The organism is Rhizobium sp. 05L429 (assembly GCF_056397645.1).
Genome location: NZ_JBFTNV010000057.1, coordinates 1 through 22681, shown reverse-complemented (window position 1 = coordinate 22681; position 22681 = coordinate 1). Strand labels below are relative to the sequence as shown.

Here is a 22681-nt window from a genome sequence, read left to right as displayed (position 1 = left end):
CGATCCAGTCTCTCTCGATCGCCAACTCCTCTTCGCAGAACATCCTGTCGCTCTTCCGCGGCTAATAGGATCGCGAAATATAGCCCGCCGGGTAACCGGCGGGTTCTATCGAAATCAAGCCGCGCTTCCATGGAGCGCGGCTTTTTTTAATTTCCGTTAACGATTGATTAACCATATTGCTGTCATCTGCGTCTCAACGAGACGGCGAGTTAACCAAATTTAAGAACGGGTTAACAGGCATGAAGGCTGATCGTCGTTCCCGGTCGCTATTCCGGAATGTCCCTTTTTTTAATGTCTGCCAGCAAGGGGCAATCATTTCATGACAAGCATTTTGACGAACGTCGCGGCTATGGCCGCCCTCCAGACCCTCCGGGGTATCAGCAACAATCTTCAGGATACTCAAGGTCGCGTATCTTCCGGCTATCGCGTTGAAAAGGCAGCAGATAACGCAGCCTATTGGTCCATCGCGACGACCATGCGTTCGGACAACAAGGCCCTCTCGGCCGTTTCCGACGCCCTCGGCCTCGGCGCTGCCAAGGTCGATACGGCCTACACCGCCATGGACAATGCCATCGACGTCGTCAGCGAGATCAAATCCAAGATCGTCGCAGCAACTGAAAAGGGTGTCGACAAGACCAAGGTCCAGGAAGAAATCGCCCAGCTCCAGGCTCAGCTCATGAGCATCTCCCAGTCGGCTTCCTTCTCCGGTGAGAACTGGGTTGCAGGCAACTCGACCAAGAGCGTCGTTTCCACCTTCGTCCGCGACGGCAACGGCAATGTCTCGGTCAAGACGACCGATTATGTCCTGAACGCGGCTTCCAACGGTAACGTGCTGTTCGGCATGACCACGACCGGAACCATCGATTCGAGCACCGGCGTTATCGGCAGCGCCAACGGCACGATCGGGTCGATCTACACCATGAACATCACCTCCTTTGGTCAGACGGAAATCGCTATGGCACTGACAGCAATCGAATCGGGCCTGGAGGCGATGACGAAGGCAGCTTCTCAGCTCGGCTCCATTTCCAACCGCATCGAGCTGCAGGAAACCTTCGTCGCCGCCCTCGGTGACTCGATCGACTCGGGTGTCGGCCGCCTCGTGGACGCCGACATGGAAGAGGAATCGAGCAGGCTCACGGCACTACAGACGCAACAGCAACTCGCGATCCAGTCGCTCTCGATTGCTAACTCCAGCGCTCAGAACGTCCTCACGCTCTTCCGCAGCTAAGCCAGCGGTTGAAGCTGGATCAAACCTTGTGTCGCCAATTTGCGGCAACCTGGAAACCGCGCCGAAACGGCGCGGTTTTTCTTTTATTTCAATTACTTGCAAGGACAGCGATGTTGCTGTTTTAATCCTGTTTGCGCTCTTGCGAAAATCGTTGATATCGGGTTAACCTTACCAGGAGTTGATTTGTTTGCGACGCACCGGTGTGGGGGACCCGCCGGCGGCATGAAGCCAGTTCAGTCGCTGCCGGCAAAACCGGCCTGATCCCATCACCTTTCCGAGACCATGTCGATGACCGTCAAGATTACCAACGCGGCCGCGGTGAGTGCGCTTGCAGTGCTGCGCAGCATCACTAAAGAATCAACCGACGTACAGCAGCAGATTTCTACGGCGAAGCGGGTCGCCACCGCGGCCGACGATGCGACCTATTGGTCGATCGCGAGCGTCATGCGCGCTGACAGTACCAATCTAGGCACCATTGGCGATGCCCTTGGCCTCGGCGCCGCAAAGGTTGATGCGACCTATACGGCGATGAATTCGGCCATCGATCTCCTCGGCGATCTCAGAGCCAAGCTGGTTGCTGCGCGTGAGCCCGGCGCCGACAAGGACAAGATCAATGCGGAAATCACCGAATACAAGAACCAGCTCCAGACGATGGTCGAGGGAACGTCGTTCGCTGGCGAAAACTGGCTGTTGAACGGCGAGCCTGCGRCACCCCCGCAGTGGAAGATCATCGGCAGCTTCGTGCGCGCCCCGACAGGCGAATATCAGGCGCAGACCATCGACTTTCCGTCGTCCCAGACCATCCTGATCGACAGGAACAATGCCAATGGCGGCCTGTTTACCAAGGCGGTCAATGGCAATGCTGACGGCACGCCGGTCCGCAATTACTATCTGCTGAACGTTAACTCCGCGACGCCCGCGACCGGCACGGAAATCTCCATCGGCAAGTCGACCACCGACTCGCAGCTCACGGATATGCTGACGGCCACGGACTCCATGCTCAAGCAGCTTACCAATTCGGCAGCAGGGATCGGTATCATGAAAGCCCGCATCGACGATCAGATCGACTATACCGCAGACCTGTCTGACGCTGTCGATAAGAGCGTTGGCGCCTTGGTCGACACCGATATGGACGAGGCCTCGACCCGCCAGAAGGCTATCGAAACCCAGAAACAGATGGCCGTTGAAGCGATCTCCATTCTGAACGCATCCGCCAGCAAGATTCTTATCCTGCTCGAATAATGATCGGTGCGAGGGCGGCGCCATTCATCCTCGCGCAAGTTTGGGTTTCTAGTTTCCGGCATGAAGGCAACGTCCGAATCCATGCCGGCGACAGGCTCTGGGCCTCTCCCGAATCGGAACGGCATGCCGACAAGGACGATGGTCATTTTTCAAGCGGGGGCATGCCGCGTGCCTCCCGAATACTGGACGGTTTTTTATGAGCATTATGCTTTCCCGGTATTTGAAGGATTTCGGTGAGCCGGGTCCCTCGGCACCGATCATCGATGTTGATGATTTCGCCGCAGAAACCACCTCCACATTTGCGGAACTGCCGCCGGAACCCGAAATCGACGTCGAGGCGGAGCGGCGCGAGGCTTATTCCGAAGGCTTTGCGGCTGCGACCGTGGAACTGACCGAAAAATACGAAGGCGAAGCCCAAACGGCGGCCGAAGCTCATGTCCGTGAGATCGAGGAGCTGAAACTTCGCTACGAGATCGAAGCGGCTGCGGTAATTGCTTCCCGTATCCGTGACATGGCCGAAGAGATTGCCACGCTCGTCAGCGAAATGACCGCTTCAGCCATCACACCGATCATGACTGAAGCGCTCTCGAAAAAAGCAACGGAAAATCTTGCCGTCCTGCTGCGCGAGGCGATCCTCGACGGCGCGGCCGCCCCAATCATCGTGCGCGGTCCGGCCAAGCTTTTCGATATCCTCAAGGATGAACTCGCAGAGCATGCGGCATTGGTCCGCCATCATGAGGCTGATGACATCGACCTTGCTGCCGAGATTGGCGAAACTGTGCTCGTTACCCGCATCTCCGCCTGGGCGGCCAGCTTGAAGAAAGTGTCCGAATGAGCGACGGCGAAAACCATCACCACGGTAAGAACGAGATCATCATCGTCAAGAAACATGGCGGTGGGGATCACGACGGCGCTCATGGCGGTGCGTGGAAAATTGCCTATGCCGACTTCATGACGGCAATGATGGCCTTCTTCCTCGTCATGTGGCTCGTCAACGCCGCCAACGAAGAAACCAAGGCCTCGATCGCGACCTATTTTAATCCGATCAAGCTTTCCGACGAAAAGCCGACCGAAAAAGGCTTGAAGAAGCCCGTCGACCAAGCCGAGGGCGAGCAGAACCAGGAAAAGTCGAAGAATAAGGAAGAGAATCCGAACCAGGGCAAGTCTGCCGCTGACGGTGAGGACCAGACCTCGACCTCGGGTGACAAGACCAATTATTCGGAAGCCGATTTCTTCGAGAACCCTTATTCCGTTCTCGCCGAGATCGCCCAGGAAGTTGGCCAGCAGGCAAATGTTAGCGCCAAGGGTGACGGCGGTGCGGCGGATTCAGGCCCGGCTACTGGTGCCGATGGCGGCGAAGCCTACCGCGACCCCTTCGATCCGGATTTCTGGACCAAGCAGGTCGAAGTTACCACCGCCGGCAAGCCGCAGCAGCCTTCGCCGCTCGATTCGCAGGCCAAGCCGAATGAACTCGCCAAGGCCGAAAATAGCCAGCCCTCCACTCTGCTGAGCAAGGACCCCAACAGCGCTGCCGTCGCCGCTTCGACAGAGAAGCAGGCGGACAAGAAGGCGGATAAGACCAAAGACAAGCAGGCGGACAAGACCAAGGACGCCGACAAAAAGGAAGAGGCCAAGCAAGCCGAAGAGAAGCAGCAGGCCGAGGAACTGCAGCAAGAGATTGCCCAGCAGATCGCGGGCGTCGCCGGCAAGCTCGCCGAGGGCCTGACGGTGACGGCGTCCGAGGGTGGCCTGCTGGTGAGCATTTCCGACCAGAACGACGACTCCATGTTCAACATCGGCTCTGCAGTGCCGCGCCAGGAGATGGTGCTCGCGATGCAGAAGATCGGCGCGATCCTGAAGCAGAGGGGCGGCGCCGTCGCCGTCCGTGGCCATACGGACGGCCGGAAATTCAAGGGCGATCTCAACGAGAACTGGCGTCTCTCGATGGACCGTGCCCAGAGCGCTTACTACATGCTCGTTCGCGGCGGCCTCGATGAGAAGCGCATTTCCCAGGTTTCCGGCTTCGCTGACCGTCGCCTGAAGTTGCCCGAGGACCCCTTCAACGCGTCAAACCGCCGGATCGAGATACTCGTGCAGGCAAATCAAGGATAGTCGCATGACGCGCAGGCAGCATCGCTATTTCAGATATGCGGTCTTCGGCCTGGCGATGATGTCGCCTGCCGTCGGTCATGCCGCGGATGCGGACGATCTCGCGCCATACAAGATGCTGCGCTCTCTGCAGTTCGTTCAGGACTCGGTTGTAGCAGGCGATCATTCCGCCGGTGAAATGCAGCGCTTCATGCTCGGCAAGATCGATCAGCGTCTGCGCAACGTCGATCCGTCCGTCTACGATGACGATCGCAATGTCGATGCCGCGCTGATCTACGTGATGAGCGGGGGCAATCCTCAGACGCTGGAATATCTCGTCGCCCATGACGTCAATGGCTACTTCGACAATCGCGTCACCGACGTGTTGCGGAAATATCTAAGCGGCAAGGGCCTGCTTGTCTCCAAGACGCTGGAAGAAACGGCCAAGGAATATGAAGGCAAGAAGATCGGCCCCTATCTGGCGCTGATCGGCGGCAATGTACTGATCGCCACGAAACCAGTGGATGCCCTTACGCTGTATGACAGGGCGCGGCTCAATGCACCCGGCACCATCGTGGAGGAGGCGGCGTTGCGCCGCTCGGTCGCCATTTGCGTCGAAACCGGGCAGGTCGACAAGGGGCTTGCCTATTCGCAGCGCTATGTCCGCCGCTTTCTTCATTCGCCCTATGCCAGCCAGTTTGCCGATCTCTTCGTGAAGCTGATCGTCAGCCATGATCATGATGTCAATCCGCAGACGGTGGTCGATATCCTGTCCTTCATGGATGCGCCGCGGCAGCGAGAGGTCTATCTGCGCGTCGCGCGCGCCGCCGCGATCGCCGGAAAGCCCGATCTCGCGCGCATGGCCGCCCAGCGCGTCCAATCGTTGGGCGAGGGGACGGAAAATCCCTTCGGACCGCTCGCCGATTTTTACAACGGCATGGCGAACGTCCCCACCGACAATATCGACCAGGCTGCCAAATACATCGCCAATATATCCGGCGCGTCGCTCTCGCCGCAGGACCAGGCGCTGCAAGCCGCCGCAAGATCCGTCGCCGAGCAGATATTGCGGGCTCCGGATCCGGCAAGCCTGACACAAGGCTCCACCCCTAATAATACTAATCAAGAAATCACTTCTGAACAGGCTGCAGCCGCCACGGCTGCGCAACCGGAAGGAGCGCTGGCCGCTGCTMCGGAACCTGTTATCGAAGGCGCGGCTGCTGGCAAGGGAAGCCAGGATGTCGACCCTTCATTCACCTCGTTCGTGACGACCAATCGATCCAAGCTCGACGAAATCGACGGTCTCCTGGCCCAGGAAGGCAAGTAAGATGATGATGGATATCAGCGTCTCGGGCGGAGCGCCCGGCACGGATGCGTCTGCGTCCGTAAAGACCGGTCGGGGGGCCGGCAAGGGCGAGGCTGCGGATCAGAAGGGCGGCTTTTCAGATGCCCTCTCCAAGGCAGCCAATGCAGATCAGGATACGGATGCCGTCGATACGTCCGACGAGCATGCCGCGGGTGGCAGCGCGGAAACCGCGGCACGCAACCTGCGCAACCGCAATTCGAAGCCGCTGATCGATTTGAACGACGCATCGCTCAAAGGACAGACGGACGTGCAGCCCGAGACGATCGCAGACGCCGGCAAGATGCCTGCGAAGTCCGAAAAAGGCCAGGGCAAGAACACGGCTGTCTTCGGGCTTGGCAAGCCGGACGCCAAGGATCTGGCGGCCGAGACCGCAGCGCAAGCAGTGGGCAAGCCAGGCAAGCACACCAAGGCCAGCGCGCTTGATGGCGATATCGACGCGGGCACCGATGCTGAAGCCGGCGACGGCGATATCACCGATGTCCTCGGCCTTCTGAAGAAGGAGCCAGGGGACGCCGCGGCTGTGCTCCAGGCATCCGCGCATCACGCTGCGGCGAAGGCCGATGATGCGACGGCCGGAAAAAAGGACGCGAAAACTGAAGGCGTAAATGGCGCCAAGGGCGATGCGCATGTGTCGGATGCTCTGGCAGCCGTTGCCACGCATCACGATGACACGCGCGTGCCGGGAACGGAGAATGCCGAAGGCGTCGAGGGCAAGACCTTCAGGATCAGCCGGGCCGATGGCCGCGGTCAGTCGATGGACATGCATATCGGCACTGAACAGCCTGGCTCGGAGAAGTCGGCAAAGTCGAACGTTGAAAATGTTTCCGTCCTGGACTCCCGCCGCTATCTCGGCCTCGTGCAGAATCCGAATTCCGCAAACGTGACAGCGGCACTTTCGGGCGACAGCGAATGGGCGCGTGCCATGCAGCCGAGTTCCGCTTTGTCGAACGCCGCCGAATGGACGAGCACCGGCAAGGTGGTGAACACCCTCAAGATCCAGATGAGCCCGATCGATCTTGGCCCCGTCACGGCCACGATGCGCCTGTCAGGTGATGCGCTGAGCGTCGACCTCAAGGTCGAGACCGGTGCGGCCTATCGCCAGCTCAAGGAAGATCACGGCAAGATTCTCGAGGCGTTGCGCAGCCAGGGCTATGCGGTCGATAACGTGACCATCAGCATGGCGCCTGTGGAGCGAGCCGATACCGGTAGCCAGGCAAACGGCCAGGGACAGGCTTCCCAGCAGCAATCGCTTGCCCAGCAGGGACAAGGCCAGGGCGGCGAGGCGCGCGAGCGCCAGAACCAGACAGCGCAGCAGACGGATGGAGGCTTCAATGGTGCGGGCGGCAACGGTGTTGAGAACGCTTCTGCTGTCGACGCTGGCGGCAGCCGCTCTGGTAGCGTTTACCTCTAGCGCATCGGCCTCTACCGGCGCCTGTGAGCGTGAAATCCAGTCAGCAGCGGCCAAATACGGCATTCCGGAAGGAATTCTCTATTCAGTCGGGCTGACGGAAACCGGCCGCAAGGGATCGCTCTATCCATATGCGATGAACGTCGAAGGGAAGGCCCTGTTTCCATCCTCCGAGCAGGCCGCATTGCGGCAATTCGACACCTCCAGCAGAGGCGGCGCGAAGCTCATCGATATCGGATGTATGCAGATCAATCACTATTTCCACGGCGAGAACTTCAGCTCCGTAGAGGAAATGTTCGATCCCCATCGCAACGTGGAATATGCTGCGAAGTTCCTGCGCAACCTTCACGACCGTCACGAGACGTGGACCATGGCGGTAGCCAGATACCACGCGGGGCCGAACAACAACCCCGCTCAGAAGCAGTATGTCTGCCGCGTCATCGCAAATCTCGTTGCCACCGGCTACGGCAAGTGGACTCCCAATGCGAGCAATTTCTGCGCAAATTAATTCAATTAATAATTGAATTACCGAATTATGACCAAACTGTGTCAGAGTGTGGCAGGAATCCGGCAGGAATCCCGCTTGCAAGCCGCAATTAACCGGGCGTTAACTTTTCCACGAAATTTTTGTGTGCATAACAGGCTCGGCATACTATATGTAGATCAAATCGGCACCCAATTCTTAATCAATTATTAATTTCCGCCATTAACTTTCACGAGTAGCCGCTGATTCGCGCGATTCGTATCCATAGATCATCGATGTGCCACACTGATTCGGAGGCGGACGAATGATCGTAGTGGTTGATGAGCGTGAGCTCGTGAAGGATGGTTACACTTCTCTTTTTGGCCGTGAGGGCATTCCCTCAACCGGCTTTGATCCCAGTGAATTCGGCGAATGGGTGCAGACGGCGGCTGATTCGGACATCGCCGCGGTCGAGGCATTCCTGATTGGTCAGGGGCAGCGCACCATGGAGTTGCCGCGTGCCATACGCGATCGCTCGATGGCGCCTGTGATTGCCGTCAGCGACCAGCCGTCGCTCGAAAACACACTTGCGCTTTTCGACTGCGGCGTCGACGACGTTGTACGCAAGCCGGTGCATCCTCGCGAGATTCTCGCGCGTGCTGCTGCAATCCGTCGCCGCCTGAAGGCGATCACAAACTACACCGACATCGGCGGGATCCGCGTCTTCTCGGACGGTCGCGATCCGGAAATCCACGGCGAGGTCTTTGCTTTGCCGCGTCGCGAGCGTCGCATCCTGGAATACTTGATCGCCAATCGCGGTCGTCGTGTCACCAAGACGCAGATCTTCAATGCGATCTACGGCATTTTCGACGAGGAAGTCGAAGAAAACGTCGTTGAAAGCCACATCTCCAAGCTGCGCAAGAAGCTGCGCAAGAAGCTCGGTGTCGACCCGGTCGATTCCAAGCGTTTCCTTGGCTATTGCATTGATTGGAATTGATTTTTCGGCGCGGGCCATGCCGCGCGGGAAAGCCGGAATATTTCCATCGGCGACCCGGCGCAACAGACAGCTTCACGCAAGGCCCGCCAAATACTGTTGTATTTAACAGGTAAAACGAGGTTTTCAGATGAGCATTTTCGGCAGCATGAAGACGGCAGTCTCGGGGATGAACGCGCAGGCAAACCGCCTCAGCACCGTCTCCGATAATATCGCCAACGTGAACACCAGCGGTTACAAGGCTGTTTCGACCGCGTTCTCGTCGCTGGTCCTGCCATCGGGCTCCGGCAACTACAACTCGGGCGGCGTGACGACGACGGTTCGTCAGGCTGTCTCCGACCAGGGCGATATTTCCTACACGACCTCCGGTTACGACCTCGCAATTTCCGGCGACGGCTTCTTCATCGTCCAGGGCGCTGACGGCGTTCCTGTCCTGACCCGCGCCGGCGACTTTACGAAGGACGACAGCGGCAACCTCGTCAACTCGGCCGGCTTCACGCTCATGGGTTATCCATGGGGCGCCTCGGCTCCGGCCGTCGTCGTCAACGGTTTCGATGGCCTCGTTCCGATCAACGTACTCGGCGACCAGAAGCTGCAAGCCGTTCCGACCGCAAACGGTACATGGAACGGCAATCTGAAGCCCGGTGCGAAGATTGTAACTGTTCCGGCCAATCTGCCGAGCGCAAACGCCGCTACGGCGACCACGGACACGCAGAAGTACTCGATGGTCACCTACGACAAGCTCGGCAGTAAGGTGATGTACGACATCTACTACACCAAGGTTCCAAACCCGGCATCTCCGCCGGCAGCGGCTGGTACGACCCAGTGGGAAATGGCGGTCTACCGCAATGCTGACAAGGCAGCGACCGGCACGAGTTCCTTCCCCTATACGTCGGGTCCGGTGAACACCACCACTATCCAGTTCAACGACAAGGGCGAGATGACGGTGCCGGTGGCTCCGTCGACGACAAACATCGTCGACCCCAAGACGGGCCTCACCATCAAGATGACGCTCGACCTCTCCCAGGTTGGCGACAACTTCTCGGGCACTGGCAACGTCGACGGTCAGGGCGCGAATTCGCCGGTCGATATCACCATCGACTCCGACGGTATCGTCTACTCGAAGTACGATGACGGCAGCACCAAGCCCGTCTTCCAGATCCCGCTCGCCAATGTGCCGAGCCCGGACCTGCTGACGCTGATGTCCGGCAACGTCTACTCGGCCAACGGCAAGTCGGGCGTGACTGTTACCGGCTTCCCGCAGACCAGCGGCTTGGGCAAGATCCAGTCGGGCGCCCTCGAAGGCTCGAACGTCGACCTCGCCGGCGAGCTGACGGAAATGATCGAATCCCAGCGCAGCTACACCGCCAACTCCAAGGTGTTCCAGACGGGTTCCGATCTCATGGACGTTCTCGTCAACCTCAAGCGTTAATAAGGGTAACGGGTAAGCCATGTCGCTCACTTCAGCACTTAACACCGCGCAGAGCATATTCAACAATACGGGCGCACAGAGCAGCATCGTATCGAACAATATCTCGAACGCCGGCAACAAGGACTATGTGCGCCGGCAGGCGATGCTCTCCACCTCGCTGAACGGCGCCCAGGTGGTCAAGATCAGCCGCGCACAGGAAGATGCACTGCTGAAACAATATCTCAAGGCCTCCTCACAGGATAGCTCCCAGCAGACCCTGCTGAGCGGCCTTGAAGATCTGAAGTCGATCATGGGTGGCAACAACAACGAGACGTCTCCGGAAGTGGCGCTGCGCGCCTTCCGCGACAAGCTCGGCACGTTCCGCGCCACCCCTGGCGACCTGATCGCCGCACAAGGCGCGATCACTGCGGCACAGGATGTCGTCACCTCGCTGAACAATGCCTCCAAGGCCGTCCAGCAGCAGCGTTCCGATGCCGACAAGCAGGTCAAGAACCAGGTCGACTCGCTGAACAGCCTCCTGAAGCAGTTCGAAACGGCAAACAACGCCGTCAAGAAGGCGACGGCGGGTAATGAGGATCCTTCGAGCGCACTCGACGAGCGTGAAAAGGTTCTCAAGCAGATCAATCAGATCGTTGGCGTACAGACGGTTCAGCGCCCCAACAATGATATGGTGCTCTATACGGCCGATGGCACCACCCTGTTCGAGACGATCCCGCGCTCGGTCAGCTTCGAGCCGACGCAGTCCTATGCGGCGAGCACGAAAGGCAACAAGGTCTATATCGACGGCGTTGCCGTCAATATGGGGACGGGCGCATCGACCAATGCCCAGGGCAGCCTCGCTTCGCTCCTGCAAGTCCGCGACGATATCGCGCCGAAGTTCCAGAGCCAGCTCGACGAGGTCGCCCGTGGTCTTGTCAATCTCTATCAGGAAGCTGGCGCACCCGGTCTTTTCGTCTGGTCAGACCCGCAAACGGGCACGGCTGGCGGAGTTCCGCCAGTTCCGCCAGGTGGCGGCATCATCGATGGCATCGCTGGAACGATTGCTATCAATAAGGGTGTCATAACGAGCGGCACTCCGGCCGGCGATCCCATGCGCCTGCGCGATGGCAACATCAACGGTGGGCCGCCGAAGAACACGACGGGTTCGAGTGGCTACTCCGCAGAACTCGACCGCCTCTATACGGCGATGGACAGTGGCATTCCGTTCGACACCGATTCGGGCCTGGACACCAATGTCAGCATCATGAGCTACGCCACCAATTCGATTGGCTGGCTCGAGCAGAACCGCAGCGATGCGACCACGGCTGCGGAAAACACCCAGGCTGCCGCCGCACGAACCGATGAAGCTTATTCCAATGAAACGGGCGTCAATCTCGATGAGGAACTGACGCTCCTTCTCGACATCGAACAGTCCTACAAGGCGGCGACCAAGATTTTGAACGCCGTTGATGAAATGTTGAAAGCATTGCTGGATATTGCGAGTTAAGCCATGAAAAGCTCATTTATTTCAAGTTCGGCCATCCAAAACGCCATGCGATTGACGATCCGTCAGGCGCAGAACCAGATGACGAAGGCGACGATGGAAGCGACCACCGGCACCTACGCCGATATCGGTGTGTCGCTTGGGGGTTACGCAGCCAAGAGCATCGACTTTACCCGCGAAGTCGACCGCATCAAATCGATCAAGCTGAGCAACGCTCTCGTCGACGCCCGCATGGAATCGGCTCAAACCGGGCTCGATAAAATGAAGAAGGCCGGCGACAGCTTCCTGTCCAAGCTGACCGCGCTTCAGAGCAGCCACGATCCGGGCAGCATCACGGTCGCAATCCAGTCGGCCACGAGMGCGCTTTCCACGATGATGGACACGTCGAACTCGATGGTGAACGGCGAATATCTTTTTGCCGGCATCAACACCGACATCCAGCCGCTAACGGATAAAACCACTGCGACTTCGGCGGCGATCGTTGCAGCTCTGAATACCTATGCGGCAGGTCTGCCGACACCGAAGGCGGTCAACCAGCTCACCGGCGACGAGATGAAGACCTTCATCGAGACCAAGGTCGAGCCGATGTTCAGCGAAGCGGCCTGGACGGATCCGACCACCGGCTGGTCGAAGGCGTCCAGCCAGAACATGACGAGCCGTATCAGCAATTCGGAAGTTGTTCAGTCCTCGACCAATGCCAATTCCGAAGGCATGCGTTACTTCGCTCTGGCGACGGTGGTGACCTCTGCCCTGATGGGGCAGAGCCTTAGCACGGACGCAATGAGCGCAGTCTCTTCAAAGGCGATCACCTATACGACMAGAGCCACTACCGGTATCGTTACCCAGGCGAGCCAGCTCGGTCTGTCACAGGAGCGTGTCGAGAAGGCGAATGACGCGCTCGATGCCCAGTCGAACATCATGCAGACCAAGCTCGTCGATATTCAGGGCGTTGATCCCTATGAGGCCTCGACCCTTGTCAAGACTTTGGAAACCCAGCTCGAAACCGCCTACACGATCGTATCGAAGATCCAGCAGTTGAGTCTTGTAAACTACCTTTGATGAGCAAAGGCGCGCAATATAAAGAAGGATGCATGAATGTATCAGTTCTCTTATGCCGAGGTCATGCAAGACTCGGTTGCCGACGCGAAGGAGCGAGAATGGCAGGTTCTCGAACGTTCGATAGAACTGCTTTCGGCGGCGCGCGACAAAGAGAAGTACAGCCGGGAGTCTATTGAAGCTCTCTTCTATACGCGAAGGGTGTGGATCAGCTTTATCGAGGATTTGAAACATCCCGATAACCAGTTGGAAATCGAGCTCAGGGCGAACCTCATCTCGATTGCGATCTGGATATTGAAGGAATGCGACAGAATTAGAAAACGTCAGTCGAATAACTACCAGGGCATCATCGACGTTACCACCATCATCAGGGATGGACTTAAATGAAAAGTACACTTCGCATTTCTCTGAAAGCCGGAGAAAGAATCTTCATCAACGGCGCCGTCCTGCGTGTCGACCGCAAGGTCGCACTGGAATTCCTGAATGATGTGACGTTCCTTCTCGAAAACCACGTGCTGCAGCCGGAAGCCGCGACCACGCCGCTTCGCCAGCTCTACTTCATTGCCCAGATGATCCTCATCAATCCCGAGGGCAAGGAACATTCGACGGCGATGTTCCGCAAGTCGATCACGATGCTGCTCACATGCTTCAAGAACGAGGAGATCCTCGCCGAGCTGAAGCGTATCGATGCACTCGTTTCGACGGGCCGCGCCTTCGACGCGCTGAAGGCGATCCGCGGTCTCTACGCGATCGAAGACGGCATTCTCAACAATCACGAGCTGCCCCCGACAATGGTCGAGCAGATTCGCAGGGAGATCGCACCATGGCGGTAGATGGAACCCAGGGCGTAGGCGGTGGCAGCAGCACGTATGGCTCGTCCAATGCCGCGCAGAAAAAGGCCACGCTGAACTACGACAACTTCCTTCAGTTGCTTGTCGCGCAGATGAAGAACCAGGATCCGACCGATCCGATGGATGCCAGCGAGCAGATGTCACAGCTCGCGAGCTTCTCGCAGGTCGAGCAGACGATCCAGACGAACTCGAAGCTGGACACACTGCTGACCAGTTCCAGCCTTACCCAGGCGAGCAGCTATGTCGGCAAATATATGACAAGCGCTGACGGCAAGACCACAGGTCAGGTCGAATCCGTCAAGGTTTATTCGGACGGCCTTGTTGCAACGCTCAAGAATGGGGATAAGGTTCTCGTCCAGGCGGGAATCAGCATCTCGGATACGGCGCCGACCAACGCACCGAGCGACGATACCGACGAATCCTAGTCCGGCTAAGGCCGGACTGACTGCTTTCAAGGCGATATGAGGTTGCCTGGCGATGAATGAAGCTGATGCACTCGATCTGTTCCAGGCTGCGATCTGGACCGTTCTCATTGGCGCGGGTCCTGCGGTTGCTGCAGCGATGATTGTCGGTCTAGTGATCGCGCTCATTCAGGCGCTTACACAGGTGCAGGAAGCGACACTCACCTTCGTCCCGAAGATCGTTGCMGTTCTGGTCACCGTCGGCATTACCGCACCCTTCGTGGGCTCGCAGGTTTCCATCTTCACCAATCTGGTCTTCTCGCGCATCCAGTCCGGCTTCTGAGCCAACTTCGCGCAAGCTTCGCCATTTAACTGTCGATCCGAATTGGGCGGACTCTGATGTCCGCCTCCTCTCATGAAGAGACGGAATCGCCATGGCGCAACCACCTGCACTACCCCTTCCGAAAGTCGCTCCCAACATCCGTGATATCGGTTTTGCCTTGGGCATCATCGGTATCATCTGCATCCTCTTCCTGCCGATCCCGCCGTTCCTGATCGACATGGGGCTGGCATTCTCGATCGCCTTCTCGGTGCTGATCCTCATGGTCGCACTGTGGATCCAGAAGCCTCTCGATTTCTCGTCCTTCCCAACCATCCTTCTGATCGCGACGATGACGCGATTGGCGCTGAACATCGCGACCACGCGAGTCATCCTTTCGCACGGCAACGAAGGGCACGACGCGGCAGGCGGCGTCATCGCCGGCTTCGCAAGCCTGGTCATGTCCGGCGACTTCGTCATCGGTCTGATCGTCTTCCTGATCCTCATCACCATCAACTTCATCGTCATCACCAAGGGTGCGACGCGTATCGCGGAAGTCGGCGCACGTTTCACCCTTGATGCCATCCCCGGCAAACAGATGTCGATCGATGCCGACCTCTCTGCCGGTATCATCGACGAGAAGGAAGCTCAGCGCCGCCGCAAGGAACTGGAAGAAGAAAGCTCCTTCTTCGGTGCCATGGACGGTGCGTCGAAGTTCGTTCGCGGTGACGCGGTTGCGGGTCTTCTCATTACCGCTATCAACGTCTTCGGCGGCATCATCATCGGTTATTTCCGCCACGGCATGCCGATCGGCGAAGCGGCCGATGTCTTCGTCAAGCTGTCGGTCGGTGACGGCCTCGTCTCGCAGATGCCGGCCCTCATCGTCTCGCTTGCCGCCGGCCTGCTCGTCTCGCGCGGCGGCACCACCGGCTCCACCGACCAGGCGGTCGTCAATCAGCTGAGCGGCTATCCCCGTGCGCTCTCCGTCTCGGCCGTGCTGATGTTCGTCCTGGCCCTGATGCCGGGCCTGCCGTTTGTCCCCTTCGTGATCCTCGGCAGTCTTCTCGCCTTCGGCGCCTGGTTCATTCCGCGTCAGGTCGAAGCGGAAAACAAGATCCGCCGTGATGCCGAGGAAAAGAAGGTTGTCCAGAGCAAGGAGCTCGAAAAGGACTCGGTCAAGTCGGTTCTCCGCACTTCTGAAATCGAGCTTGCTCTCGGCAAGATGGTCTCGACCCGCCTGCTTGGCGCCCATCAGGAACTCGCCTTCCGCGTCGGCAAGATGCGCAAGAAGTTTGCGACCCAGTACGGCTTCGTCGTGCCGGAAATCAAGGTTACGGATGATATCGGCATCCCCGAAAAGTCGTACCAGATCCGTATTCACGGCACGACCGTCGCCTCGAACCTGCTGCGTGTCGGCGAAGTCCTCGTCGTCACCGGGGCCGGCCGCAAGCCGAGTATTCCGGGTGACGAAATCCGCGAACCAGCTTTCGGCATGCCGGCGGTTTCAATTCTCGAAAACTTCGCCGAGGATCTGAAGCGGGAAGGCTTCCAGCCGATCGACAACGTCTCTGTCGTACTGACGCATATGAGCGAGGTTATCCGCAACAACCTGCCGCAGCTTCTGTCCTACAAGGACGTGAAGATCCTGATCGATCGTCTCGACCCTGAATATAAGAAGCTGGCCGATGAGATCTGCTCGTCCCACATGTCCTATTCGGGCCTGCAGGCGGTGCTGAAACTGCTTCTTGCCGAGCGCGTCTCGATCCGCAACCTGCACCTCATTCTGGAAGCGGTTGCCGAAMTTGCCCCGCATGTCCGCAAGACGGAACAGATCGTCGAGCACGTCCGCATCCGCATGGCCCAGCAGCTCTGCGGAGACCTGGCGGACAACGGCGTGCTGCGCGTCCTGCGGCTCGGCAGCAAATGGGATCTCGCCTTCCACCAGGCTCTCAAGCGGGACGCAAAGGGCGAAGTCGTTGAATTCGACATCGATCCCCGCACGCTGGAAGAGTTCAGCGAGCAGGCGACGAAGGTTATCCGTGAATTCATGGATAGAGGCCTGCCTTTCGCCCTTGTCACGTCACCCGAAACGCGCTCCTATGTTCGCATGATCATCGAGCGACTCTTCGCAACGCTTCCCGTCCTCTCGCATGTGGAACTGGCAAAGGGCATCGAAATCAAGATTTTGGGCTCGATTTCATGATTTCAGACCCGCAAGGGACAGTTCTGGCGCTGTTTCTGGTTTTTTGCCGGATCGGTGGCTGCGTGCTGACCCTTCCGGGTTTTTCTTCCGCCCGTGTGCCGGAGCAGTTGCGCGTCTTCATCGCAGGCGGACTTTCGCTTGCGGTGCTGCCGGTGCTTTGGGACACCGTCTATCCGTCCGTTCACACCAGTTCCGGCACCTATATCGGCCTGATTTTCAGCGAATCGCTGATTGGAGTGATGTACGGCATGCTCGCCCGGCTCTATACGCTCGGCCTGCAATTTGCCGCCTCGATCGTCTCCATGATGGTTGGTTACACGCAGCCGAGCACGACTGATGTCGTCGAAGATTCGGCGGAAATCACCCTGACCGCCTTCATCACGATGACCGGCTTGATGGTTCTCTTCATCATGGACTTTCATCATATCGTGTTCCGGGCGCTGATCGATTCCTACACGACCATGCCCTTCGGCGGCTTGATGGAGATGCGCTCCACGCTCATCACCTTCACTGATACGCTGGAGCAGACCACCTACATCATGCTGCGGCTGGCGAGCCCCTATCTGATTTATGGACTGATCTTCAACATCTCGATTGGCTTCATCAACAAGCTCGCGCCGCAGATCCCGGTCTACTTCATCTCCACGCCCTATCTGCTGATGGGCGGCCTTTTCCTGCTCTATTTCTCGATCGCAGCCCTGATCAGCCAGTTCGGCCAATCCTTCGCCGCTATATATGTCGGAAGGTGAGGGGCGATGATCGAGAAGAAGCGTTCCGACAAGCTCAAGCGTCTGGTCGCGGTGCAGCGGCATCTTGAAAAGATGGCGGAATATGATCTCGCAGAAACCAGCCGCCAGCGCGCCGACGTCAATGTAGCCATGGATGTCGCCATTCTCGCGCTCGGGTCGCTGGATCCTGTCCATCGCGCTTTTTCGCAGAGCTATGCCGACCGATTCGGCAGGCTGAGCATTAAGGACCAGCAGTTGACTGGTATGCAGCAGGTGCACGAAATGCGCCTGACGCGCGAGCGAGCCAAGGGCGACCGGCTTGAAGAAAACATGCTCGATGCCCTCCAGGCAGAGCGTCGCGAGGCAGATGACAATGCCGTCTACGACGTAATCGATCAGCAATTCGCAACGCCAGCCTCCAGCAAGCTTCAAAAATAATAATCGCCACGATCTTACATTAGAGGATTGTAACGTGGCTATTTCACCCCCCAGCGATCTGGTGATGGACGTCGTCAAGGCGGCCGACCCCATGGAGGTTCAGGCTGCCCAGGAAAAGCTCAAGGCCAACCGCGCAGCCTTTGCTGCGACAAGCCTGGCCGACAGCGGTAACGGCTTTTCTTCCGCAGTCGACATTCTCGACCACGTCAAGCAGAGGAGCGGCCTGAACAACATTCAGAACCGTACCAAGACCGAAGAAGTGCCGGAAACCTACCGGAAGTTCGAGGCCATGGTTCTGCAGAACTTCGTGAAGTCCATGCTGCCGAGCGATGCCGAGAATGTCTTCGGCAAGGGCGCCACGGGCGACATCTGGAAGGGCATGATGGCCGAGCAACTCGGCAACGTCATGGCCAAGGGCGACGGCATCGGTATTGCCAAGCAGATGTATTCCGAACAGCTGCATCGCCAGGAGGGCAAGATCGTCAACGCCTCCACGAATGAAGACGACCGCAAGACTGCGATGAGCATGATCGACGAATTTCAGCGCAAGACCTTCGGTACTCCGACTGCCGACAATAAGTCCGCAACAAGCGACGCATAATCGAGGATAAAATGGAAATAGTTTCGAACGAATACAGGATCAAATCCGTTCTCGGGCGCCTCGAAATGATAATCGACAATGAGAACACCCGGATCGGCAGCGATCCGCAGTTCGATCTCAAGGTCTCCAATGCGCATAAGAGCCGGTGCCTGTACGAGCTCTCGATGCTCTTCCGCGATACCGATCCGGCCGAACTTGCCGCTTCGCATCTGGATCAGCTTCACGGCCTCAAGAAGAAGCTTACGCTGAACGCCCGTCGCGTCGAAGCGCATCTCGAAGCGGTTCGCGCGGTTGCCGATCTTTTGAAGAATGCCGTACAGGATGCCGACGCTGACGGCACCTATTCCCAGGAACAGTTTGTCGCGCGGGACGCCTGATGATCAAGCTCGTCCTTACCGGTGTCTGGGTCTGCGCCGTCACGTTGGCATCGGTCTATTTCTCGGTGACCACGGCGACTGCGCCGGCGCCGGTTGAATCGGCTACCAAGCAAAGCGCGCTCGAGCTGGTGAAGGGCGAGACGATCACCGTGCCTGTCATCGGCAACGGTGCGGTCAACGGTTATTTCCTCGGCCGCATCTCGTTCATGATGCACAAGGACATGATCGCGGGCCTTAACCTGCCAATCACGGAGATGACGACCGACGAACTGTTCAGCCTGCTCGTCGGCAACAAGATGGTCGATGTCTCCAACATCAAGACCTTCGATCCAGGGGCTTTTCGCGAGGAGATCAAGAAGGGCATGAACGAGCGTCTCGGTGGCGAATATGTGGCCGAAGTCATGCTCGAACAGCTCGACTATCTCCCGAAGGAAGACGTGAAGGAAAATTCCGGCAACAAGCCGCAGAAGGTCGGCGCACCGGTCAAGATCGTCGAGACTGCGCCTGCGACCGAAACGCCGGCTCCGTCCTCCGGTCACTGATCTTCATCTACCGGTTAGCTGAAAACGGCGCTGAAAGGCGCCGTTTTTGCGTTCTCGCCTTGGTTAATAAACTACTTATACGCGAATGAAAATCCAATGCTCTTTCCTAAGGGTTGTTTGAAACCGACCTGATACAAACACGGCACAAGCTTGGGAGGATGCCGCCACGGGTTGGGGGAGGTCGCCTCAGGCAGGACGCTGCTGGTCACAAGACCTCCGCTGCGGAAACGTGGGCTTATTTTCCGGGATGTCGGGCGTATGACGCACCCTCGGCAGGAGGTTGGAATGAATCTGATTGCAAACTTCGCGGTGCTTGCATCGCGGCGGACGATTTTCGATCTGCCGGTCTGCGATCTCGGCTGGGACGACGCGCTGGTTTTCATCAACGAACTGGCTTCCATCCCCGTCGGGCAGACCGTGGTTTGCTTCGTCAACGCCCACAACATGCTGACGGCCCTGCGTGACGATGATTACTATCAGATCATGTCGCACAACCTTGTGCTGCCCGACGGCATCGGCCTGAATATCGCCTCCCAGGTCACGCATGGTTCGCCGTTCCCCGCGAATCTGAACGGCACCGATTTCGTGCCGGCCTTCCTGACCTTCATGGAAACGCCGCGCCGTATCGGCCTTATCGGTGGCGCGCGTGCGGTCGTCGAGAAGGCGGCTGAGAACTTTTCCAAGCACGCACCTTGGCACGAGTTCTTCGTCATCTCCGACGGCTTTTTCGACCAGACCGATCCCGAACCCGTTATCGCCGAGGTGGAGCGCCAGAAACTCGATATCCTCATCGTCGGCATGGGCACGCCGCTGCAGGAAAAATGGGTTCACCAGAATATCCGCGCCGATCACGCACGTCTCGTTCTGACGGTTGGTGCGCTTTTCGATTTCGTCTCGGGCACTGTGCCACGTGCACCGAAGACGGTACGCATGATGCGTCTGGAATGGGCCTACCGCCTGGTTCAGGAGCCGGGACGCCTCTGGCGCCGCTATATTCTCGGTATTCCGGTCTTCCTCTTCCGGGTCTTCCAGTACCGCTTCAACCGCCGTGCGCGTATTCTCAGTCAGCCGGATGAACGGGTGGCCGCGGCGCACACCGCAGGCGAACAGAAGAGAATCGAGCAGATAAAGAAAGTCGGCTGATTACAGATTTCTGCAGGCTCCGGTTAACCATTTCTTTGCCATGTATATTTAGAGTAGCTTAATCATCCGCGTCAGCGCGGTTGAGCGAACTCGGCCACCATGCGCATGAGATGTGACGCCAATGCACGATTCCAGGGCGAAAAACAGTTTCCATGATCGCGCAACCGCCTCGTCGCGCGGCCAGCGGCAAAGTCATGCCGAAAGGAGCCCATCTCCGCCGGAGATCCATCCTTCTGAAGCCGAACTGCTGCGCGCCATAGGCCGGCTGCTCGACGAACAGCGCACGAAAGCGCGGCAGACTGAACCGCTGGTGGACCGGATCGAAACGATCCTCGGTTCGCGCCTGCAGGCTGCAAACGATATAACCTCGGCTCCCGTTTCTGAACCCTCTCGCCCTGCGCCGGAGCCGACGACGCAGCTCGCCCAGCTTCATCATGTTGCTCCTGTCGAAAAAGCGCCCATTTCGACTGTTTCGCGCGAAGCGCGGCGCCTGGACTGGAAAAGAAGCGCTCTCATTGTGGCTGCCCTCTCGTTTGGCGGCGCTGCCACTCCCATCCTGACGCCATCCTCACCGGCGCTTTACACCGCAGAAGCGACGCTTGCMGTGGATGCAGGCGCAGGCAACCGCGCAGCGCTCGTTGGGGATACGGTCAAAAGGCTCTCGTCGGTACCGGTCATTACCTCTGCTGTTGCGGTATTGAAGCTKGACCGCGATCCGGAATTTGCCGGTAGCAGCGCCAATGCGCTTGGCGTCGCCTTCGATCTTCTTTCCGGCAGCGGTGCAGCCGCCGATCCGGCATCGCGCGCAGAGGCCGCGCTGAAATCTGCCGTGGCGGTTATTCCCGACGACCGAACTGGCACGATCCGCCTGATGGTAACGACAGGGGATGCCGACAAGTCGACGCGCATCGCCATGCGCCTGTCCGATGCAGTGACCGGCGGAAGCGCCGCAGGCAAGGCGGCCGAGGCGGCCACTGCCTTGAAGAAGGAAAATGATCAGGCTCAGGCAGAGCTCACGGCCTTCAACCAGAAGAACGGCGAGGGCAACGTCAAGGTCGCGACGCAACTGCAGCGCCAGATCGCCGGGCTCGATGCCGATCTGAAGAATGCCGACGACAATATCCTGACAGCCAAAGAGCTGGCCGACAGGCTGAAGGCCGCCAAGCTCGCGGACGTATTGGAAGGCTCGCTCGCTCCGGATATGATCTCGCCCGCCCTKCAGGATCTGCGCGACAAATACGCGCTCGCCAAGACCGCGATGGCGCAGCTTTCGGCGGACCTCGGGCCGCGCCATCCGCGTCTGCTGCAGCAGCAGTCCGAGATCGATGGTCTGAAGGATAGCATCGGCAAGGAACTGGCGCGCCTCGCCCAGAACGCAAGTGCGGCAGCCAAGACTGCCGTGGATGCGCGCAAGCAACTCAGCGATCGTCGCAACGCGCTGATTGCCCAGAGCCGCGATACCGGCGTCGATCTCGCCAAGCTGACCCAACTGCGCGAAAAGGCGTCTGCAGCCCGCTCGCGCCTGGAAGAGGAGGTTTCCACGACGGGTGCCATCGGTGATGGCCGGGTGACGGTGCGCAAGCCCGTCCTTGCGCTGCCGGCGTCCGATAACGATAGCTTCGGCGTTCATTCGCTGATCGGGGCCCTTGCCGGTCTGGCGCTCGGCCTCGGTATGGCTTTCTTGCTGCGTCTCTTCCGCCGGCAACCCGAATACGTGCCGGTCCAAGTTCCTGTCGAGGCTCCAGTCTTTGCCCCCGCGCCTGAACTTGCGCAGGTTCCAGCGTTGGTGCTGGTCCCGCAGGCGGCTGACGAAGTCGATGTGCTGCGTTCGCAGATCGCCAGCCTGCGCGATCGTTTTCACGCCTACCAGGCCTCGCTTTAAGCGAGAGCCTGTCCGTAGGATTGCTCTTGCATTTGCCGCTTTTAAACGGGATAGGGCGTTATCGGGAAATCATTCCCGCCGCGGGCGAATAGACTGGCGCGAAACTAGGCGGAGAAGACGCGTGACGACTGTAATCGATGGCAAGCAGGTTGCCGCTTCCGTAATCGAAACCGTGAAATCGGCAAATACCGCACTTGAAGCCGCGAAAGGCATCAAGGCCGGGCTTGCAGTCATCATCGTCGGCGACGATCCGGCSAGCCACACCTATGTCAGCTCGAAGAGCCGCATGGCCAAGGAATGCGGGTTCAAATCCATCCAGCACACGTTGCCGGTGGAGACAAAGCAGGAAGAACTTGCAACGCTCGTCGCCTCGCTCAACGCCGATCCCTCGATCCATGGCATTCTCGTGCAACTGCCATTGCCGAAACATCTCGATCGA

General features: G+C 58.6%; 24 protein-coding genes. All 24 read left to right on the top strand.

Annotated elements, in window-relative coordinates:
- The first annotated feature begins 319 nt into the window (after window positions 1-319).
- Window positions 320-1228, top strand: a complete 909-nt coding sequence (locus AC1DNW_RS34670; protein ID WP_113300745.1) for a flagellin N-terminal helical domain-containing protein — start codon at window positions 320-322, stop codon at window positions 1226-1228.
- Window positions 1229-1516: 288 nt separating this feature from the next.
- Window positions 1517-2470: a flagellin N-terminal helical domain-containing protein gene (locus AC1DNW_RS34665; protein ID WP_477855674.1), complete on the top strand. Its 954-nt coding sequence runs from the start codon at window positions 1517-1519 to the stop codon at window positions 2468-2470.
- Window positions 2471-2666: 196 nt separating this feature from the next.
- The gene (locus tag AC1DNW_RS34660; RefSeq protein ID WP_113311567.1) at window positions 2667-3305 is read left to right on the top strand and encodes a hypothetical protein; all 639 of its coding nucleotides are present in this window, start codon (window positions 2667-2669) and stop codon (window positions 3303-3305) included.
- Complete coding sequence (locus AC1DNW_RS34655; RefSeq protein WP_113311566.1) at window positions 3302-4582, top strand: MotB family protein; 1281 nt, start codon at window positions 3302-3304, stop codon at window positions 4580-4582. Before AC1DNW_RS34660 ends, AC1DNW_RS34655 begins: the two co-directional genes overlap by 4 nt.
- A gap of 4 nt (window positions 4583-4586) precedes the next feature.
- Window positions 4587-5882, top strand: a complete 1296-nt coding sequence (gene motC / locus AC1DNW_RS34650) for a chemotaxis protein MotC (RefSeq protein WP_477855673.1) — start codon at window positions 4587-4589, stop codon at window positions 5880-5882.
- Between the two features lie 4 nt (window positions 5883-5886).
- Window positions 5887-7332 carry a flagellar hook-length control protein FliK gene (gene fliK / locus AC1DNW_RS34645; protein WP_113311574.1) on the top strand — a complete coding sequence of 482 codons (1446 nt, stop codon included), beginning with the start codon at window positions 5887-5889 and terminating at the stop codon, window positions 7330-7332.
- Window positions 7274-7837 carry a lytic transglycosylase domain-containing protein gene (locus tag AC1DNW_RS34640; RefSeq protein WP_113311573.1) on the top strand — a complete coding sequence of 188 codons (564 nt, stop codon included), beginning with the start codon at window positions 7274-7276 and terminating at the stop codon, window positions 7835-7837. The genes fliK and AC1DNW_RS34640 overlap by 59 nt, the downstream gene beginning before the upstream one ends.
- A 280-nt stretch (window positions 7838-8117) precedes the next feature.
- Entirely contained in the window at window positions 8118-8789 is a 672-nt protein-coding gene (rem, locus tag AC1DNW_RS34635; protein WP_113300740.1) for a transcriptional activator Rem, read from the top strand.
- A 127-nt stretch (window positions 8790-8916) separates the two neighbouring features.
- A complete protein-coding gene (locus AC1DNW_RS34630; protein ID WP_113311564.1) occupies window positions 8917-10218 on the top strand; it encodes a flagellar hook protein FlgE in 1302 nt (433 codons plus the stop codon).
- 19 nt (window positions 10219-10237) lie between these two features.
- Complete coding sequence (gene flgK / locus AC1DNW_RS34625) at window positions 10238-11704, top strand: flagellar hook-associated protein FlgK (RefSeq protein ID WP_113311563.1); 1467 nt, start codon at window positions 10238-10240, stop codon at window positions 11702-11704.
- A gap of 3 nt (window positions 11705-11707) precedes the next feature.
- Window positions 11708-12760: a flagellar hook-associated family protein gene (locus tag AC1DNW_RS34620; RefSeq protein WP_477855672.1), complete on the top strand. Its 1053-nt coding sequence runs from the start codon at window positions 11708-11710 to the stop codon at window positions 12758-12760.
- 36 nt (window positions 12761-12796) lie between these two features.
- On the top strand, window positions 12797-13144 hold the full coding sequence (flaF, locus tag AC1DNW_RS34615; RefSeq protein ID WP_113300736.1) for a flagellar biosynthesis regulator FlaF: 348 nt from the start codon (window positions 12797-12799) through the stop codon (window positions 13142-13144).
- Window positions 13141-13590: a flagellar biosynthesis repressor FlbT gene (gene flbT, locus AC1DNW_RS34610; protein ID WP_113300735.1), complete on the top strand. Its 450-nt coding sequence runs from the start codon at window positions 13141-13143 to the stop codon at window positions 13588-13590. The genes flaF and flbT overlap by 4 nt, the downstream gene beginning before the upstream one ends.
- The gene (gene flgD, locus AC1DNW_RS34605; protein WP_113300734.1) at window positions 13581-14033 is read left to right on the top strand and encodes a flagellar hook assembly protein FlgD; all 453 of its coding nucleotides are present in this window, start codon (window positions 13581-13583) and stop codon (window positions 14031-14033) included. The genes flbT and flgD overlap by 10 nt, the downstream gene beginning before the upstream one ends.
- A gap of 52 nt (window positions 14034-14085) precedes the next feature.
- Window positions 14086-14352, top strand: coding sequence for a flagellar biosynthesis protein FliQ (gene fliQ / locus AC1DNW_RS34600; RefSeq protein ID WP_113300733.1), 267 nt, complete (start codon window positions 14086-14088; stop codon window positions 14350-14352).
- A 91-nt stretch (window positions 14353-14443) separates the two neighbouring features.
- A complete protein-coding gene (flhA, locus tag AC1DNW_RS34595) occupies window positions 14444-16531 on the top strand; it encodes a flagellar biosynthesis protein FlhA (RefSeq protein WP_477855671.1) in 2088 nt (695 codons plus the stop codon).
- The gene (fliR, locus tag AC1DNW_RS34590; protein WP_113300731.1) at window positions 16528-17280 is read left to right on the top strand and encodes a flagellar biosynthetic protein FliR; all 753 of its coding nucleotides are present in this window, start codon (window positions 16528-16530) and stop codon (window positions 17278-17280) included. The genes flhA and fliR overlap by 4 nt, the downstream gene beginning before the upstream one ends.
- Before the next feature lie 6 nt (window positions 17281-17286).
- The gene (locus AC1DNW_RS34585) at window positions 17287-17697 is read left to right on the top strand and encodes a hypothetical protein (RefSeq protein WP_113300730.1); all 411 of its coding nucleotides are present in this window, start codon (window positions 17287-17289) and stop codon (window positions 17695-17697) included.
- Window positions 17698-17731: 34 nt separating this feature from the next.
- Entirely contained in the window at window positions 17732-18298 is a 567-nt protein-coding gene (locus AC1DNW_RS34580) for a rod-binding protein (protein WP_113300729.1), read from the top strand.
- A gap of 11 nt (window positions 18299-18309) precedes the next feature.
- Complete coding sequence (locus tag AC1DNW_RS34575; protein ID WP_113300728.1) at window positions 18310-18675, top strand: hypothetical protein; 366 nt, start codon at window positions 18310-18312, stop codon at window positions 18673-18675.
- Entirely contained in the window at window positions 18675-19217 is a 543-nt protein-coding gene (locus tag AC1DNW_RS34570) for a hypothetical protein (protein WP_113311562.1), read from the top strand. Before AC1DNW_RS34575 ends, AC1DNW_RS34570 begins: the two co-directional genes overlap by 1 nt.
- A gap of 285 nt (window positions 19218-19502) precedes the next feature.
- A complete protein-coding gene (locus AC1DNW_RS34565; RefSeq protein ID WP_113311561.1) occupies window positions 19503-20360 on the top strand; it encodes a WecB/TagA/CpsF family glycosyltransferase in 858 nt (285 codons plus the stop codon).
- Between the two features lie 121 nt (window positions 20361-20481).
- Window positions 20482-22242, top strand: a complete 1761-nt coding sequence (locus AC1DNW_RS34560; RefSeq protein ID WP_113311560.1) for a GumC domain-containing protein — start codon at window positions 20482-20484, stop codon at window positions 22240-22242.
- A 121-nt stretch (window positions 22243-22363) separates the two neighbouring features.
- The coding region (locus AC1DNW_RS34555; RefSeq protein ID WP_477855670.1) for a tetrahydrofolate dehydrogenase/cyclohydrolase catalytic domain-containing protein at window positions 22364-22681 on the top strand (318 nt) is incomplete at its 3' end.